General features: G+C 67.0%; 13 protein-coding genes and 1 pseudogene. 7 read left to right on the plus strand and 7 right to left on the minus strand.

Annotation, left to right across the window (positions count from 1 at the left end):
- Positions 1-52 precede the first annotated feature (52 nt).
- Genes C5E41_RS11730 through C5E41_RS11745 form a run of 4 tightly spaced genes read left to right on the plus strand, consistent with a single transcriptional unit; the run spans position 53 to position 5,251 of the window.
- Positions 53-1,456, plus strand: a complete 1,404-nt coding sequence (locus tag C5E41_RS11730) for a hypothetical protein (protein WP_104375813.1) — start codon at positions 53-55, stop codon at positions 1,454-1,456.
- Positions 1,453-2,460, plus strand: a complete 1,008-nt coding sequence (locus C5E41_RS11735; RefSeq protein WP_258080908.1) for a hypothetical protein — start codon at positions 1,453-1,455, stop codon at positions 2,458-2,460. The genes C5E41_RS11730 and C5E41_RS11735 overlap by 4 nt, the downstream gene beginning before the upstream one ends.
- Complete coding sequence (locus C5E41_RS11740; protein WP_104375815.1) at positions 2,460-3,980, plus strand: tetratricopeptide repeat protein; 1,521 nt, start codon at positions 2,460-2,462, stop codon at positions 3,978-3,980. Before C5E41_RS11735 ends, C5E41_RS11740 begins: the two co-directional genes overlap by 1 nt.
- Positions 3,977-5,251, plus strand: a complete 1,275-nt coding sequence (locus C5E41_RS11745; protein ID WP_104375816.1) for a CHAT domain-containing protein — start codon at positions 3,977-3,979, stop codon at positions 5,249-5,251. The genes C5E41_RS11740 and C5E41_RS11745 overlap by 4 nt, the downstream gene beginning before the upstream one ends.
- 61 nt (positions 5,252-5,312) lie before the next feature.
- On the opposite strand, the gene ilvC is transcribed toward C5E41_RS11745, so the two are convergent.
- The 3 genes from ilvC to C5E41_RS11760 all read right to left on the minus strand — a co-directional run bounded on the left by ilvC (position 5,313) and on the right by C5E41_RS11760 (position 8,928).
- Complete coding sequence (gene ilvC, locus C5E41_RS11750; RefSeq protein WP_181063209.1) at positions 5,313-6,314, minus strand: ketol-acid reductoisomerase; 1,002 nt, start codon at positions 6,312-6,314, stop codon at positions 5,313-5,315.
- Positions 6,315-6,460: 146 nt separating this feature from the next.
- On the minus strand, positions 6,461-6,964 hold the full coding sequence (gene ilvN / locus C5E41_RS11755; protein ID WP_040720620.1) for an acetolactate synthase small subunit: 504 nt from the start codon (positions 6,962-6,964) through the stop codon (positions 6,461-6,463).
- Positions 6,961-8,928, minus strand: a complete 1,968-nt coding sequence (locus tag C5E41_RS11760; RefSeq protein ID WP_104375818.1) for an acetolactate synthase large subunit — start codon at positions 8,926-8,928, stop codon at positions 6,961-6,963. The genes ilvN and C5E41_RS11760 overlap by 4 nt, the downstream gene beginning before the upstream one ends.
- 464 nt (positions 8,929-9,392) lie before the next feature.
- Here C5E41_RS11760 and C5E41_RS11765 point away from each other — a divergent pair, with 464 nt between their 5' ends.
- Positions 9,393-9,857, plus strand: coding sequence for a PH domain-containing protein (locus C5E41_RS11765; protein ID WP_258080909.1), 465 nt, complete (start codon positions 9,393-9,395; stop codon positions 9,855-9,857).
- A gap of 618 nt (positions 9,858-10,475) precedes the next feature.
- The gene (gene ilvD / locus C5E41_RS11770; protein ID WP_104375820.1) at positions 10,476-12,317 is read left to right on the plus strand and encodes a dihydroxy-acid dehydratase; all 1,842 of its coding nucleotides are present in this window, start codon (positions 10,476-10,478) and stop codon (positions 12,315-12,317) included.
- A gap of 884 nt (positions 12,318-13,201) precedes the next feature.
- Here the strand turns inward: ilvD and C5E41_RS11775 are convergent.
- Genes C5E41_RS11775 through C5E41_RS11785 form a run of 3 tightly spaced genes read right to left on the minus strand, consistent with a single transcriptional unit; the run spans position 13,202 to position 15,354 of the window.
- Entirely contained in the window at positions 13,202-14,422 is a 1,221-nt protein-coding gene (locus C5E41_RS11775) for an epoxide hydrolase family protein (RefSeq protein ID WP_104375821.1), read from the minus strand.
- Between the two features lie 25 nt (positions 14,423-14,447).
- Positions 14,448-14,924 carry a nuclear transport factor 2 family protein gene (locus C5E41_RS11780; RefSeq protein ID WP_104375822.1) on the minus strand — a complete coding sequence of 159 codons (477 nt, stop codon included), beginning with the start codon at positions 14,922-14,924 and terminating at the stop codon, positions 14,448-14,450.
- A gap of 31 nt (positions 14,925-14,955) precedes the next feature.
- Positions 14,956-15,354: a nuclear transport factor 2 family protein gene (locus tag C5E41_RS11785; protein ID WP_104375823.1), complete on the minus strand. Its 399-nt coding sequence runs from the start codon at positions 15,352-15,354 to the stop codon at positions 14,956-14,958.
- A gap of 310 nt (positions 15,355-15,664) precedes the next feature.
- Here C5E41_RS11785 and C5E41_RS11790 point away from each other — a divergent pair, with 310 nt between their 5' ends.
- Positions 15,665-16,243 carry a TetR/AcrR family transcriptional regulator gene (locus tag C5E41_RS11790; RefSeq protein ID WP_104375877.1) on the plus strand — a complete coding sequence of 193 codons (579 nt, stop codon included), beginning with the start codon at positions 15,665-15,667 and terminating at the stop codon, positions 16,241-16,243.
- A gap of 215 nt (positions 16,244-16,458) precedes the next feature.
- On the opposite strand, the pseudogene C5E41_RS33250 reads toward C5E41_RS11790, so the two are convergent.
- Positions 16,459-16,585, minus strand: a pseudogene (locus tag C5E41_RS33250) (IS3 family transposase); the annotation flags it as partial.

Below are 16,585 nucleotides of genomic sequence, written 5' to 3' on the forward strand. Positions count from 1 at the left end.
GGCAGCGGCAGCGGCAGTCGGTTAATCTGACCGAATGCGACGACCGCGCGCCATGGTGCTCGACGAGGTGTGGCGCGGTATCGACGGCGTCGAGGCGCTCAGCGGCGCCCAAGGCGGACCGTTGCGCCGCACCGTGAAACTGATCCTCGATCCGCTGGTGATCCGGCCGGTCCAGCACCCCGCCTGCGCCGGGCCGATGCTCACCGCGGACGGCGCGACCCTGCTCGCGGCCCGCGTCCATGCCGCCGCCGATGTCTTGCGCGCGACCGCGGCCTGGTTCACCCTCCTCAAACAGGTCCGACGGGCACTGCGCATCACCGACGGCAATCCGCAGGATCTGTATTTCCAGCGCTGTTTCGAACTCGCGACGGTGTCGGGAGCACCGGATCCGGTACGCGACCGGCCCACCGCCACAGCCACCTTGCACGACATCCATCACCTCGCGGCCGGGCGGACCACGCAGGCGTTGAAGGACCATCTCACCGATCGGTCCACGAGTTCCGAACTCGCGGCGCTGATCGATACCGCGTGGCGCCGGCGACCGCGATACGCGCCGGCGACCGACGATCACACCACCGCCCTCGCCGCACTACTCGATTCGTGCGCCACCGCCCGAGCCGATGACGCCGCCCGGGAGCTGCGCACCCTGATGATGCATCGGGTCGGGACGCATTCGGGAATCACACTGTGGCGCAATGCTTCCGGCGACTCCGCTCAGGAGCTGGGCCTGACCGCGCACCGCCTGCCCGTCGCCCCCGCACTCGGCATCGGGGCATCGACCGCGACACTGGCGCTGCCGTTCGACCGCACCATCTACGAACGTGTCTTCACGGTGCTGCAGGCCTCCACCGAGCGCTCGGACCTGCCCACGATCCCGGAACTGGTGCTCGAGGAGATCGCCCGGAGTTGCGCACCGTGGGCGCTGCTCGACGAATCCCTTCGGGTGACAGCGGCAGCGGGAGTAGAACTGGCACGGGGCCTCGCACCTGTCACCGGCACCGATAGGTCGCTCGCGAGCGAATCGGCGACATCGAGCCACGGCGCCCGCGACCGGGAATCGAAAGATTCTGCGCGCCAGCGGATTTCCATCCCGAAGGATGGTACTGCCGCGCATCGGGCGATCAACGGGAGGTGGCGGCGCGAGGCCTATGTACTGCAGGCACGCCGCCTCGCCGTATACGACACCGGGAAATCGTCCGATCCGCTCGCCATGATCGCGGCCGAGCTTCGCCGTCCCTGGCGTTCGTATCTGCGGCGGCTGTGGGTTCGCCTGCACGGCCGCGATGTCCGCGGCGCATCCATATCGCCGACCTCGTCGGAGACAGCCGAGCTGTGGGATCTGCTCGACGGGGTCGCCCGCTCGGTCATCCTCGACCACCGAACGCGGGTACGGAAGGCACTGACCGCTAATTCCTTTGCGGCAATGGCTGATTCGCTGGAATCGAGGGCCGGATGATGCCCGAGACCGTATTCCTGCACCATGACGACGAGGTCGTGATCATCTCACCGGCCGGTGCTCCCACCGTCCACGACCCGATGCCCGGACTCGATACGCTGGTTCTCGAGGTGATCGGCGGTCACCTCTCGTGGGGTTTGCTGTCCGAGCACCCAGTTCCGGCGGCGGTGTTGCACGATCCGGACGCCGCACAGGAGTGGCTGTGGGCCGTGTACGGCGAACCGGTGGCGCTCGCTGTCGCCGACGGCCGCTCCGGAGAGCTACTCGCGGCGCCCGCACGTACCGAATTGTCCGATGCCGCACGGCAACTCGGCTATGCGCACTGGGCCGCGCACTGGTGGCCCGCCTCCACCATCGACGGCATTCCCGCGCTCGATCCCGAGGTGCTGGGCCGGGACATCGCGGCTCTCACCGACATCTGCGAGTCGATCGTCGACGGGGCCGACGCACAACCGTCGCCGGTGGGTCCGTCGTCCGATGCGGTGGCGGCGCGGCGGCAGGACTATGCCTTGGCGGCCGGCCCCGCCGACGCCGGGCGCACCGGATTGGTGCTGGCCACCGGTACCTCGGGCTGGGATTGGCGCCGCTGTCCCCCCGGCGTGCTGGACGCCTCGGAATTCGCCGTCTCGTGGCATCTGACCAGAGAATCCGGCAGCACATCGGTCGAGGTGCGCGCGGCGGCGGCTCCGCACCTCGATACCGGTTTGCCCGGGCATCTGTGGCCCCGGGCTCGCGTCGTGACCACCTCCGCACCGACGGATTTCGAGCTGCGGCAAAACGGTGATACCTGGATCGGTGGTGCGGTCATCGACGCCGACAACGTTGTGCGCGTGGATGTTTACGTGCCCGGCGTCGGGCCTGCCATCGACGGGGCGGACAGCGGGTACGGCCCGGCACAGCGGCAGCGGATCAGGGAATTCGTGGTGGCGCGATTGCGATCCCCCAATCGGTCCGGGCTGCTCGAGGCCGAGCGCGCGGCCGCCGCATCGGATACGGACTTCTGATGGCCGAGACTCCCCCGGCCGGCCTCGAACTGCTTCATGAGGGCGCCACGGCCTACGCCCGCGGTGCGGTCACCGAGGCGCTGCGAATTTTCGAGCACGCCGCACACACCACCACCGGCGGTGTCCGGGTCAGCGCTCTGGTCAATGCGGCGAGTATGCGCGACGAACTCGGCGACCACGCCGGCGCCCTCGTCGGATTCCGCGCCGCGCTGACCGAAATCCCGGACGACGCGACGGAAAAGCGCGCATCCACCCTCGTCAACTATTCGCAGGCACTGCAGCACGTGGGTGATCTCGACGCCGCGCAAACCGCGTTGGGACAGGCGCGCGATCTCCTCACCGGGCACAGCGAATTCTCGATGTTGCACGTGTCGTGCCTGATCTCGCTCACCGCCGTCGCGATGCATCGCAGTCAGTGGGCGCGGGCGATCGAGCTGGCCACCGAATCACTCGAGTTCGCCACGCGCTTCGCGCCGCAGCTGCGCGGCCACCCGCTCGGCAATCTCGCGGCCGCCCACTTCGAATCCGGTCGCGGTGAGCTCGGGCTCGACTTCGCCCACCAGGCCCTAGCCGCATTCGAGGCAGCCGGCGACGGGAACGCGACCGCCGAAGCCCGGCAGACGCTCGCGATGATGTACGCCCGGCTGGGCCGCCCCGACGAGGCCGAGCCGCATCTTCGTGCCAGCCAGCAGTATGTCGAACAGGCCGGCCTCGGCTACCGCGCCGGACTGGGGCTGCAGCTGATGGGGTACCTCGCCGAACGGCACGGCGACCTCGACCACGTCGAACAGCTGTATCGCCGGGCGCTGACATCGTTCGAGCAATCCGGTGCGACCCTCGAATCCGCTGGCGTTCGAATTCGCTTGGCGACACTGGATTTCGCGCACGGCCGGGTCGGTGACGGACAAGCACAGCTCGCGGCCGCGTACGAGATCTACGCCGTGCGCGGGCTCGGCCTGCAGTGCGCGCGGGTCGACTACTGGCATGCCGCGCTGTGGGAATCGCTCATCGGCGACATGGTCACGCCGCCGCCCGCGGAGGTACTCGCCCTGGCTCGGGATCTGGCCGTCACCTCCGCCATCGCCATCGACGCGGTGCGCTACAGCTTCACCAACGGAACCCAGCGCGAGCGGTGGAACCGTGAGATGGCCGCGCCCGCCGTGCGGCTGGCGTTCCGCTTCGCCTACCTGTGCGGTAACGGCGAGCTGATCGCTGATCTGGTCGAAACCGTCTGCGCTGGAACTTCTTTCGACAGCAGTACCGCCGCCGGCAGCGGACCGCCGAGGCTTCCGTTCGACCCGATACCGGCACCCGGCGACGCACTCGACGGTCCCGGCGCCGGTTCCCTGCGGCTGGGCTCGGCGCTGGCCCAAGTCGCCGCCGCGACAGGGTTGCCCGTTTCGCCGCCGCCACGGCTGTCGGTGTCCCCGGATGGTCACATCGCCTTGGACACCTACATCACCGCCGCCGAACAGCGTTACGGCCGGACGGTCCGGGAAGATCGGGTACTGGCGATATGAACGAGGCACCCGGTGCGCGACCGACGGTGATCGTGCGGATGGCCGATGCGGACGATCTGTACATGTCCTGGCGCTGGCTCGGGGATACCGCGAGCCCGGGTGTGGCGATGCTGCCCGGCGCGGACATCGACGCCGCGGTGCGCCGGCTCGCGGCGGCGCTGCCCGACCCCGCCCTTCCCGGTGGACTCGAACAGGCGCTCACCACAGGCGCTTTCGCCGATCGTGAATCGGAATACGCACTGGCGCAGGCACTCAGCCGTGCGCTGCTCCCGCAGGCGCTCGCGATCCAACTGCACGAGCTGCTCGTGCGCGGAATCCGCCCGCATATCCGGCTGCAGCCGTCGCCGCGGGTCGCGCAGGTGCCGTGGGAGATCATCGCGCCCGATCCGAAGCTGCGGCTGATCGATATCGCGGATCTCAGCCTGCTCGCACCGGCGAGCATCGTCCACGCGCCCGGCCGCACCGCGCGCAGGTGGGCCGACGACCGTGCGCTGCCCGTGGTCGCGGTGCTCGATCCGCGCGTGCCCGGATTCCGGGCCGATTCCGAACTCGGTTCGGTGCTCGGGCGGATGAGTTCCAGCTCGCCACTCACCGAGCGGGTATCCGAATATGTTGCGCTACAGCGATTTCGGCCGTTGCTCGACGACCCACTGCACGCCTTCCGGCGCACCGATCTCGACCGGGCCCGCCTGAGCGCGCTACTGCGCGACGGGGCCGCCCGGCTGGTCTACGTCGGCCATGTCACCTCCGAACGTCCGGAATCCGGCCTCAGCGAGAACGCCGGCCTGCACCTCGCCTGCACCGCCGATACCACCGGTTTCGCCCGGCCGCTGCGCACGCATCGCCCGCTGTCGGCCAAGGATCTGCTGCTGGGCACTCATACGCTCGACCCCGAACCCGTCGCCGGACCGCAACTCTGGCCGATCCCCAGCCGAGTCGCGCTGATCGCGTGCGAGAGCGGCGGCGATCTGCGCTTCACCGAGGCACTGGGCTTGGTCGCCGCGATGATCCACGGCGGCGCCGAATTGGTCACCGCCACCCGCTGGCCGCTGCCCACCGATCTGGCATTCGATCGGTTCGCCGGTGCCACCGACGCCGTGCCGCTGCAGGATGTCATCTGCGCGATCGACACCGCGCACGAACTGGCCGAACCGGTTGCCGCCCTGGCGGATTGGCAGCGGGAGCGGCTCACCGCCTGGCGCGAAACCGGCGCCATCGAGGACTCACCGGTGTTGTGGGCGGCACTGGCCACCGTCGACGCCGGGAGCTGAGCAGACAATGCACAACGACCCGCCGGACACACTGCCCGGCGGGTCGTTCGGGTGAGAAACCTTACGCGGTTTCGGTGATCGGCCGGTCGACCCAGCTCATCAGGTCGCGCAGCTTCTTACCGGTGACCTCGATCGGGTGCTCGGCGTTCTGCTTGCGCAGGCCCTCGAGCTCCTTGTTGCCGCCCTCGACGTTGGCGACCAGGCGCTTGACGAAGGTGCCGTCCTGGATGTCCTTCAGGATCGCCTTCATGCGTTCTTTGGTGTCGGCGTCGATGACCCGCGGGCCCGACAGGTAGCCACCGAACTCGGCGGTGTCGGACACCGAGTAGTTCATGCGGGCGATGCCGCCCTCGTACATCAGGTCGACGATCAGCTTCAGCTCGTGCAGCACCTCGAAGTAGGCCATCTCCGGCGCGTAGCCGGCCTCGACCATAACCTCGAAACCGGTCTTGACCAGTTCTTCGGTACCACCGCAGAGGACGGCCTGCTCACCGAACAGGTCGGTCTCGGTCTCCTCCTTGAAGGTGGTCTTGATGACGCCGGCGCGGGTGCCGCCGATGCCCTTGGCATAGGAAAGGGCCAGCGCTTGCCCCTCACCCTTCGGGTCCTGGTCGATGGCGATCAGGGCCGGGACGCCCTTGCCGTCGACGAACTGGCGGCGCACCAGGTGGCCGGGGCCCTTGGGGGCGACCATGCCGACGGTGACGTTGGCCGGAGCCTTGATCAGGCCGAAGTGGATGTTCAGGCCGTGGCCGAAGAACAGGGCGTCGCCGTCCTTCAGGTTCGGCTCGATGTCCTCGGTGAAGATCTTGGCCTGCGCGGTGTCGGGGGCGAGCAGCATGATGACGTCCGCCCACTCCGAGACCTCGGCGGGGGTGCCGACGGTCAGGCCGGCCTCTTCGGCCTTGGCCCGCGACTTGGAGCCTTCCTTGAGGCCGATGCGCACCTCGACGCCGGAGTCACGCAGGCTCAGCGAGTGTGCGTGGCCCTGGGAGCCGTAGCCGATCACGGCGACCTTGCGGCCCTGGATGATCGACAGATCGGCGTCGTCGTCGTAGAACATCTCGACTGCCACTGTGGTTGTGTCCCTTCCGAGGTTCATCCCCGCTGACGCGGAGAAACTAATGCGCAAGTGCGCGGTTTGTTCGATATGGGGGTCGGGCCCCGCGTCGTGGAGAGCACCGACACCGACTGTCGATCACAGCTAACTTAGCGCGTCGCCGTAATCGACTTGGGGCCGCGGCCAACGGCCACGACTCCCGACTGCACGATCTCACGGATGCCGTACGGTTCCAGCATCCGCAGCAGTGCCTCGAGTTTCGACCGCGTGCCGGTCGCCTCGATGGTCAGCGCGTCGGGCGACACGTCGATGACCTTAGCCCGGAACAGGTTGGCCGATTCGATCACCTGGGTGCGCACGCTGGCATCGGCGCGCACCTTCACCAGGATCAGCTCGCGGGCCACCGAGGCGTCGGCGTCCTGCTCCACGATCTTGATGACGTTCACCAGCTTGTTGAGCTGCTTGGTCACCTGTTCCAGCGGCAGGTCCTCGACGGTGACGACGATGGTCATCCGCGAGATGTCCGGAACTTCGGTGCCGCCCACGGCCAGGGATTCGATGTTGAATCCACGCCGGGAGAACAGACTCGCCACCCGGGCCAGCACGCCGGGTTTGTCCTCCACCAGCACGCTGAGGGTATGGGTCGTGCTCACAGGTCGGTCTCCTTCTGCGAGGCCCGTTCGTGCGCCGACAGGGTCGCCTTGTCGTGGGACATGGCCTCATGGATGACGGCCGGCTCGGCGACCTGCTCGTCCTCGTCGAACAGCGGGCGGATGCCGCGGGCGGCCATGATTTCGTCGTTGGAGGTGCCGGCGGCGACCATCGGCCACACCTGCGCGTCCTTGCCGACAATGAAGTCGATCACCACGGGACGGTCGTTGATCGACTGCGCCTCGCGGATGGCGGCCTCGACATCCTCTTCCTTCTCCACCCGGATGCCATGGCAGCCCAGCGCTTCGGCGAGCTTCACGAAATCGGGGATGCGCAGGGTGTGAGTGCCCAGGTCGGTGTTGGAGTAGCGCTGCTCGTAGAACAGGGTCTGCCACTGCCGGACCATGCCCAGGTTGCCGTTGTTGATCAGCGCGACCTTGATCGGCACGCCCTCGACGGCACAGGTCGCGAGCTCCTGATTGGTCATCTGGAAGCAGCCGTCACCGTCGACCGCCCACACCTCTTTGTCCGGCGCGCCCATCTTGGCGCCCATCGCCGCGGGCACGGCATAGCCCATGGTGCCCAGGCCACCGGAGTTCAGCCAGGTGCGCGGCTTCTCGTACTTGACGAACTGCGCGGCCCACATCTGGTGCTGGCCGACGCCGGCGACATAGATGGCATCGGGTCCGGCGAGGCGGCCCAGGGTTTCGATGACGTACTCCGGCGACAGCGAGCCGTCGGAGGTGGGGCCGTAGCCGAGCGGGTACTGCTTGCGCACACCGTCGAGGTAGGTCCACCAGGACGTCAGGTCCAGCAGCGGCGCCTCGGCGTTGGTGAAGGCGGGATCGGACTTCAGGGTCTCGATCAGTTCGGTGATGACCTCGCGGCAGTCACCCACGATCGGCACATCCGCGTGGCGGTTCTTGCCGATCTCGGCGGGGTCGATATCGGCGTGGATGACCTTCGCGTGCGGGGCGAAGGAATCCAACTGGCCGGTGACGCGGTCGTCGAAGCGGGCGCCCAACGCGATCAGCAGGTCCGACTTCTGCAGGGCCGCAACGGCTCCCACGGTGCCGTGCATACCGGGCATACCCATGTTGAGGGTGTGGCTGTCGGGGAACGCGCCGCGCGCCATCAGGGTGGTGACCACCGGGATGCCGGTCAGTTCGGCCAGTTCCAGCAGCTCCGGCGAGGCGTCGGCCTTGATCACGCCGCCGCCGACGTAGAGCACGGGTGCCTTGGCCTCGGCGATCATCCGGGCCGCCTCGCGCACCTGCTTACCGTGCGGCTTGGTGACCGGACGGTAGCCGGGCAGCCGCATCTCCGGCGGCCAGCTGAAGGTGGTCTGCGCCTGCAGGACATCCTTCGGTATGTCGACCAGCACCGCGCCGGGACGGCCGGAGGACGCCAGATAGAAGGCCTCGGCGATGATGCGCGGGATGTCGAGGGCGTCGTTGACCAGGAAGTTGTGCTTGGTGCACGCCATGGTGATGCCGGAGATGTCGGCTTCCTGGAAGGCGTCGGTACCGATCTGGCCGCGGCCGACCTGTCCGGTGATCGCCACCAGCGGCACCGAATCCATCTGCGCGTCCGCGATCGGGGTGACCAGGTTGGTCGCACCCGGACCGGATGTGGCCATACACACACCGACCTTGCCGGTGGCCTGGGCGTAACCGGTCGCCGCATGCCCGGCGCCCTGCTCGTGCCGGACCAGGACGTGGCGGACGCGGGTGGAGTCGAAGAGCGGGTCGTAGACGGGGAGAATCGCGCCACCCGGAATGCCGAATACCGTGTCGACGCCGAGCTCCTCGAGGGAGCGGACGACGGACTGGGCGCCGGTCACCTTCTCGGGCGGGACCTGGCGGCGAGCCGAGGTGGTAGCTCCGGTGTCTCGGGGAGTCGGCTGGGAGGCCGAGGGCGCTGGCCTGCGGGCCGAGGGCCCGGGCCGTGCAGTTGGTGCGCTCACCGTCTTTTTCCTTACTGCTTGTCGTTCACCGCTTCTCGTTCACGCGGCGCCTGCGCGGCGCTCGAGCGACCGTCGAAGCTGTGAACACAACTTGTCCGAACACAAAAAAGCCCCCGTCAGCCGATGGCTGAGCGAGGGTGGCGCGTCGCAGTTGCGAGCTGACGTAGTCGACCTCGAGTCGTCAGGCTCAGCGCTGGACGCGCCGGCCGATTACGAGAAGCTCGTTTCGATTCACGCGCTCGACGGTATGCGCGCGAGAGTCGATGAGTCAAATTACTTGACGTGCGGTGTCTCATTATGTGAGACGGGGCGGTTCGAGTGTCGCTTCACCATGATGCGAGGATGGGGGTGTGTCATCGCCGCAGCAGTCCGTGCCACCAGCTCAATCGTCCCACACCGCCGAGGGCGGAACCGATACGGGGCGTGTGATACATATACGCACCCCCCGGCTGGCGCATCTCGGGGTGTTCATTCTGCTGTTCTGCGCGGCGTTCCCGTTCTTCGGCTGGCCGACGGTTCTCTGGATCCTGTTTCTCATTCCGATCGCGGCGGCGTGGTGGGTCGAGCGCTCCCGCACCACGGTGTCGGCCGGCGGACTCGATCTGCGGACGACCTTCGGCTCCCGGCACCTCGACTGGTCGCAGATCCAGGGACTGCGGATCCCCAAGCGCGGCTGGGTGCGAGCGCATCTGAGCGACGACTCCGAAGTGCCCCTGCCGGCGGTGAGCTACGACCGGTTGAAGGATCTGGTCGCGGCATCGGACGGGCGGATTCCGGATCCGTTCGCCCGGCCGGAGAAGAGCGCGGCGAGCACGGACGCGGAGAGCGGCGGCCAGGATCTGGGCGCCGACGAGGGCGCGCAATCCGGCGCCGCGGACGGCTCGCCGACCGAAGCGCCCGAAAAGCCGGACACTTCCCCGGAGGGTTGAGCGGGCTCTCCTTCAGATCCGTATCGGGTTCGGCTCCGCCCCTTCGGCCGGCTGCTTATCTCCCGCACCACCCCACTTCACGGCCTGCCCAGAGAAGCCATCGGGCGTGACCGCGAGGTCCGATCCGCCCTCGCAGGTTGTTTCGATCTGCCGGGGGCGATCGAGTGGGATGTTTCACACTCTCCCGCCAACTCCGAACGCCGGGAACAAATCCGCGCCTTCACTGTGCTGCTCTGTCTACGTCCCCACTCGGGGCGCAGTCGCCGCGATCATCGCGTCGCGGTGCGGGTCCGTGGTCGAGATCCCACCCGGTGACGGCCGCTCGGACCGGCTCGACGTGCGTCGTGCCGCCGCGCCACCCCGCGGCCGCACGACCACCCGCCTCCGGTGTGCACGCTCCGGTGGCGGGAGTAACGTTGAAGCGCCGAACAGACACTCTGCTCTTGCGAACAGACAACTCTGCCGACGACACCACTCGCCGAAGAGACGCTCCGCACGGCGGCCGACCAGCCCTCGGCCCCGGCCCCGGCGACCCACCGGACGATGAGCACCGACGAGCAGAGCCCTGCCCGAGTAGAGCCGCTCCGGCCACCGCGCCGACCACCGAGGACCGAATTCATGCCACCGCTTCGCTCACGCACCACCACCGCCGGACGCAATGCCGCAGGCGCACGCGCACTCTGGCGGGCCACCGGCCTGACCGACTCCGATTTCGGTAAGCCGATCGTCGCGATCGCGAACTCCTACACCCAATTCGTGCCCGGCCACGTGCATCTGAAGGATGTCGGCGAGATCGTCGCCGACGCGGTGCGCGCCGCCGGTGGGGTGCCTCGCGAATTCCACACCATCGCCGTCGACGACGGTATCGCGATGGGTCACGGCGGCATGCTCTATTCGCTGCCCAGCCGCGAAATCATCGCCGACTCGGTCGAATACATGGTCAACGCGCACACCGCCGACGCGCTGGTGTGTATCTCCAACTGCGACAAGATCACTCCCGGCATGTTGAACGCCGCCATGCGGCTCAACATCCCGACCGTGTTCGTCTCCGGCGGTCCGATGGAGGCAGGCAAGGCCGTGGTCGTCGGCGGTGTGGCGCAGGCGCCGACCGACCTGATCACCGCGATCGCCGCCAGCGCCTCCACCGAGGTCAGCGACGAAGGGCTGAGCGAGGTCGAGCGCAGCGCCTGCCCGACCTGCGGTTCCTGTTCCGGCATGTTCACCGCGAACTCGATGAACTGCCTCACCGAGGCGCTGGGCCTCGCGCTGCCCGGCAACGGCTCGACCCTCGCCACCCACGCGGCGCGGCGCGCGCTGTTCGAGCGGGCCGGCAGCACCGTCGTCGAGATCGCCAACCGCTGGTACCGCGAGGACGACGAATCCGTCCTGCCGCGAAACGTGGCCAACGCCAAGGCCTTCCGCAACGCGATGGCCCTCGACGTCGCGATGGGCGGATCCACCAACACGGTGCTGCACACGCTGGCCGCCGCGCAGGAAGGCGAGATCGATTTCGATCTCGCCACCATCGACGAGATCTCGCGTCGGGTGCCCTGCCTGTCGAAGGTCTCCCCCAACTCCGACTACCACATGGAGGATGTGCACCGCGCCGGTGGCATCCCCGCCATCCTGGGCGAACTGCGCCGCGGCGGACTGCTCGAAACCGATGTGACCACCGTGCACACCGCCACCCTCGACGAGTGGCTCGACACCTGGGACATCCGCTCCGGCAAGGCCTCCGACGAGGCCATCGAACTGTTCCACGCCGCGCCGGGTGGTGTCCGGACCACCGTGCCGTTCTCCACCGAGAACCGCTGGTCCTCGCTCGACACGGACGCCGAGGGCGGCTGCATTCGCGATATCGCGCACGCCTACACCGTCGAAGGCGGGTTGTGTGTGCTGCGAGGCAATATCGCCCTCGACGGCGCCATCCTCAAGACCGCGGGAATCGACGAGGACCTGTTCACCTTCGAAGGACCGGCCGTGGTGCTGGAATCCCAGGAAGACGCGGTCTCGGCGATCCTCGGCAAGAAGATCACCCCCGGCGACGTCGTCGTGATCCGGTACGAGGGCCCCGCCGGCGGCCCCGGTATGCAGGAGATGCTGCACCCCACCTCGTTCCTGAAGGGCCTCGGCCTGGGCAAGGTGTGCGCGCTGATCACCGACGGACGCTTCTCCGGCGGCACCTCCGGCCTGTCCATCGGGCACATCTCCCCCGAGGCGGCCAGCGGCGGCGCCATCGGCCTGATCGAGAACGGCGACCGCATCCGCATCGACGTGCACACCCGCGCTTTGGAACTGCTCGTCGACGACGAGGTGCTGGCCGAGCGCCGCGCCAAAATGGAGGCGCGGGAGCGGCCGTGGCAGCCGGTCAACCGCGATCGGCCGATCACCACCGCGCTGCGTGCGTATGCCACACTGGCGACCTCCGCCGACAAGGGCGCCGTCCGCCGAGTGCCGTAGCTATCCGTCCCAGTTTCCGCGTGTCGTTGAGTTCAGGCAGGGTTGGGCGTCGGCTTGCGTCGGGTGGTTGCCGGGTTCTGGGCGTGCCCGCTGAGTTACCGATGTGCTCACGATATGTATCACCACCGGTCACGATGCTAGCGGTGCTGGATGATCTGTGGTCATCTGCCATCTATTCGTCAAGAATGTAGGTGGCGTGTGTCAGGGCAGACCAGACAGATCGAGGGGTGGCACGCGTGGTGCCACCCCTCGATCCAGTCCGTTCCGCGATCTAGCTGGAGCGGCGGGCGATCTCTTCCAGTGCGGGTTGTCACCGATGAGCGCGGCCACATCGGCGTGCGGTTGATGCCGACGCACGTACGATTTCCGAAGTACACGGTAAGTGTTGCCGAGTTGGTCGGCGATCTTGGTGACGTCGAGTCCGGCCTCGATGCCTTAGCGGCTTGGCCCCGGCTGTGGTTGCGGTCTTCGAGATATGGGCCGATTCCCCATTTTGCCCAGAGGAGCTCGCTTGCCGTTACGGTGGCTGACGGACGATCGAGTATTCACGGGCAAATGCCTGGTGAGGTTCCCGGCTCACTTTTCGGACCAGCCGGAGAAAACTTGCAGACCCACTGAGCGTGATGCTCGTGCACTGTGGGCGTCGGCTGGCGCTTGTTCGTCGCCGGCTTCCGGTGCCGCCATCAAGTCGATGGCGGCACCGGCTCCTCTGGCTCGAGTTGGCCGGTAATGGCGGCTGTCAGCGAACTTTGCGAAAGTTTTGATGACCCCCATAGCGGGTAGGCTGGAAATCGCTGCAGCGCAGCGCATCTCGCCGTGTAGCCCTCGGGTGAGGGCGTGATCGGCGTCTGACCGAGGGCGAGGACAGTTCGATCGTCGTGGTGCTATCGGAGTTTGCGGAAGGTGGCGCGAATGTCCTCGATCACGGCCTCGGGGTTCTCCCACGCGGTGAAGTGCCCGCCGTGGTCGTGGGCGTTGAGGTAGATCGGGTTGTACCAGGGCTTCTCGTCCGGGGTGTCGAGGAAGTTCTGGACGACATCCTTCGTGGCGATGCCGGGCGGGTTCTCGTAGCCGAGGAACGTGATGCCCGTGGGCGCCTCGATGATCGGCGTGCGGTCGTGCGAGGGTGTCCACGGGTAGCGGTTTGCGTTCACGTAGGAGCGGATCGAGGTGGTGATCGAGTTGGTCACCCACCAGATCGTCGCGTTGGTGATGAGATGCTCGCGCGGGAACACGTTCTCGACGTTCCCGCCCGACTCGCTCCACTTCGTCCAGCGGCGGATGATCCACGAGAGCATGCCGACCGGGGAGTCGGCCAGGCCGTAGGCGAGGTTTTGGTTGTCGAGGATGTGCACTGCCACGTGCGATACGAAGCGGTCCTGGAAAGCCAGTATGCCGTCACGTACCTCGTCGGATACGCCTGGCGGCACCGTGGCTCCGCCGGTGAGGTCCCAGGGGCGCTCGCCCTGGAATATGTCGAGGTGGATGCGGTGGCTGAGCCAGATGCCGTAGAGCTTGTCTGCGTACTTGTGGCCGAGCTGGCTGGTGACCAGGGCACCGTAGTCAGAGCCCGCGGCGGCGTACTTCTCGTAGCCGAAGTGTTCGGTCATGAGTGTGTGCCACAGTTCGGCCATCTTCCAGAAGTTCATGTCGGGGCGGTTGGCCGGTGTGGAGAACGCGAACCCGGCGAGGGAGGGCACGATGACGTCGAACGCGTCGGCCGGGTCACCACCGTGTGCGGCGGGGTCGGTGAGCGGGTCGATGACTTTGGTCCATTCGCGGTAGCTCCACGGCCAGCCGTGGCTCATGATCAGCGGTATCGGCGCCGGGCCCTTCCCCTGTTTGCGGATGAAGTGGATCGGAGTCTCATCGATGGTGACCCGGTAGTTGTCCCACTCGTTGAGCTTGCGCTCGGCTTCGCGCCAGTCGAACTCGTTGAGCCAGTAGTCGACGAGTTCCTTCAAGTACGCCTGCGGCGTCCCGTAGTAGGCGTCGTTCTCGTCGACGTCGGCGGTCCACCGGGTTCGTCGCAGGCGGTCCTTCAGATCGTCGATCGTCTCCTGCGGGATGGCGATGGTGAAGCGGTCCTTCTCGAGGTCGGACATGGTGTTCCTTTCGTGGTTGCGCGGTTCAGAAGGTGAATTCGAGGCGGGTGCGGGTCTGGCGGCGGGTGTCGATGAGCCACTGGCCGTCGATCTTGCGGTAGGTGACGTGGTAATGGCCCCAGCCGCGCATGACGCGGAAGGGCGGGATGGTGTCTGCGGGCTGTGGCTCGGGGATCGCGCGATCGCCGCGGAAGATGAGGTCGGCCATCGCCCAGATGGCCTTGGCCTCGGTGTCGGATTCGATGTCGATCTCGTGGGTGAGCAGTTGGTGCAGCGGCTGCACGTCGTCGCCGGAGTTATGTGCGCCGAGCTGGGCAGCGATGTCGGCGCGGCCCTGCATGTCGGCGATCACGGTCCCGTCGGCGTCCTGCGGACGAAACCAGCCGTCCTCGGTGAACAGGCCAGCCAGGTCTTCCCAGCGCTTCTCATCGGCGTAGCGGGCGTAACGCGCTTCAAGGTAGCGGATGTCCTCGATGGCATTCAGGGTCTCGAGGTCTCTCATGGTTCTCTTCTTTCGTCCTATGGGTCGTCGGTCAGAGGCCGAGGAGCTGTCCGGCCTTCTGCGGGTTGGTGTAGTCGCGCCAGGCGGCGATCTTGCCAGCGCGGATCTCGTAGACGGCGAGGTTCTTGATGGGCGCGAGCGGCTTGCCGGGCAAGCTCAGGCCGTGGATCTGTTCGGCGATGACGAGGTTGCCGTTGACGGCCTGGTTGAGGGTCTCGAATTTCACCTGCGCGAAGTTCCGGAACACGCCGGCCCACATATGCACCAGGTTGGCGCGGCCGCGGATCTCGGGGTCGCCGTAGTTCTCGAACACGATGTCCTCGGCGAAATAGGGGCCGAGCAGTGTCGCGTCCTTCTTCTCGAAGGTGTCGACGAACGCGCGGATGAGGGCGTCGTTGCGAGCCTCGCGCTCACTCGGGTCGTTCTGCATGGGTCTTCCTGATCAGTAGTAGAGATGGGGCTGTTCTGCGAAATGGTCTGGGCCACAACCAATCGCGGCATAGCGATCGATGATGACCATGGGAGGGTGGTCGCCGGTTCTCATGTCGCCAACGACGTTGCCGGAACGGGCCTGGCGTCAGTAACCGGTGACACTGGACTTTCTGGTCCAATTATGTGAGCTGTTTTATTGGACTGTCAAGTCCATTTTCTTGAGCGCGAGAGCGGCCAGACGCGTCCGGTCAGCCGAAGACTGGACCTTGAGGTCCAACGCGGTGGATGATGGGGTGATGAATCGTGGTATGACTGCCAAGGGGTTGGCGACACGTCATCGCATTGTGGCGGCCGCTGCTCTGCTGATCCGGGAGAAAGGCGCGGCGGAGACGACCTTGGATGACGTGCGGGCCGCGACGTCGACGAGCAAAAGTCAGCTGTTTCACTACTTCCCCGACGGCAGGATCGACATGCTCGTGGCGGTAGTCGAGTATGAGGCCGACCAGGTTCTGGAGGCGCAGCGGCCTTATCTGGACGAGCTGACGACCTGGGAGTCATGGCAGGCGTGGCGTGAGGCGGTGCTTCGCCACTATGGCGAGCTGGGGCGGCGCTGCCCGCTGGGGAGTCTCACCTCCGAGCTCGGCAAGTCCTCTCCCGAGGCGCGAGCGGTGGTCTCGAACCTGTTCGAGACGTGGGAAGCGGCTTTGCTGAGTGGTGCGGAGGCGCTGCTTCCTGATCGTGGTGCGGCGATCGACTGTGCAAGGAGTGTCCTGGCGGCCGTCCAGGGTGGTGTGGTGCTGCTGCAGACGACGGACCGCATCGACTTCCTGGAGGCTGCTCTCACGGCTGCGATCGAAACGATGAGGCCCATGCCGTCGACCGCCTGACCAAGATTGGACTTGACAGCCCTTTTTGCGACAGCGTCATTGGACCGTTAAGTCCAGTATATTCCTCCGGTCACGCCGCAACGAAGCTTCCCGCCGCATCGCGTGGCACTGGCGTTGTGCTGGTGATCTTGCCGTTCTCGTCGACGCTACGTGTTGTTCGAGGGCGGACCTGGGGAAAAGTTGCGCCGCAAACTGCTCGACGACTTCGATCTGCACCGGCACGTCACCGCGACGGGAATCCCATGCACGGCAAGCTCTTTCACGAGCGGGTAGATCCTTTTCCCGGGAGGTTGGCCTGCGACAGATACGCCGCGGCCCGGCGCAGTACCTCGTTCTCCTGCT

The organism is Nocardia nova, from assembly GCF_002933465.1.
Lineage (GTDB): Bacteria > Actinomycetota > Actinomycetes > Mycobacteriales > Mycobacteriaceae > Nocardia > Nocardia nova_B.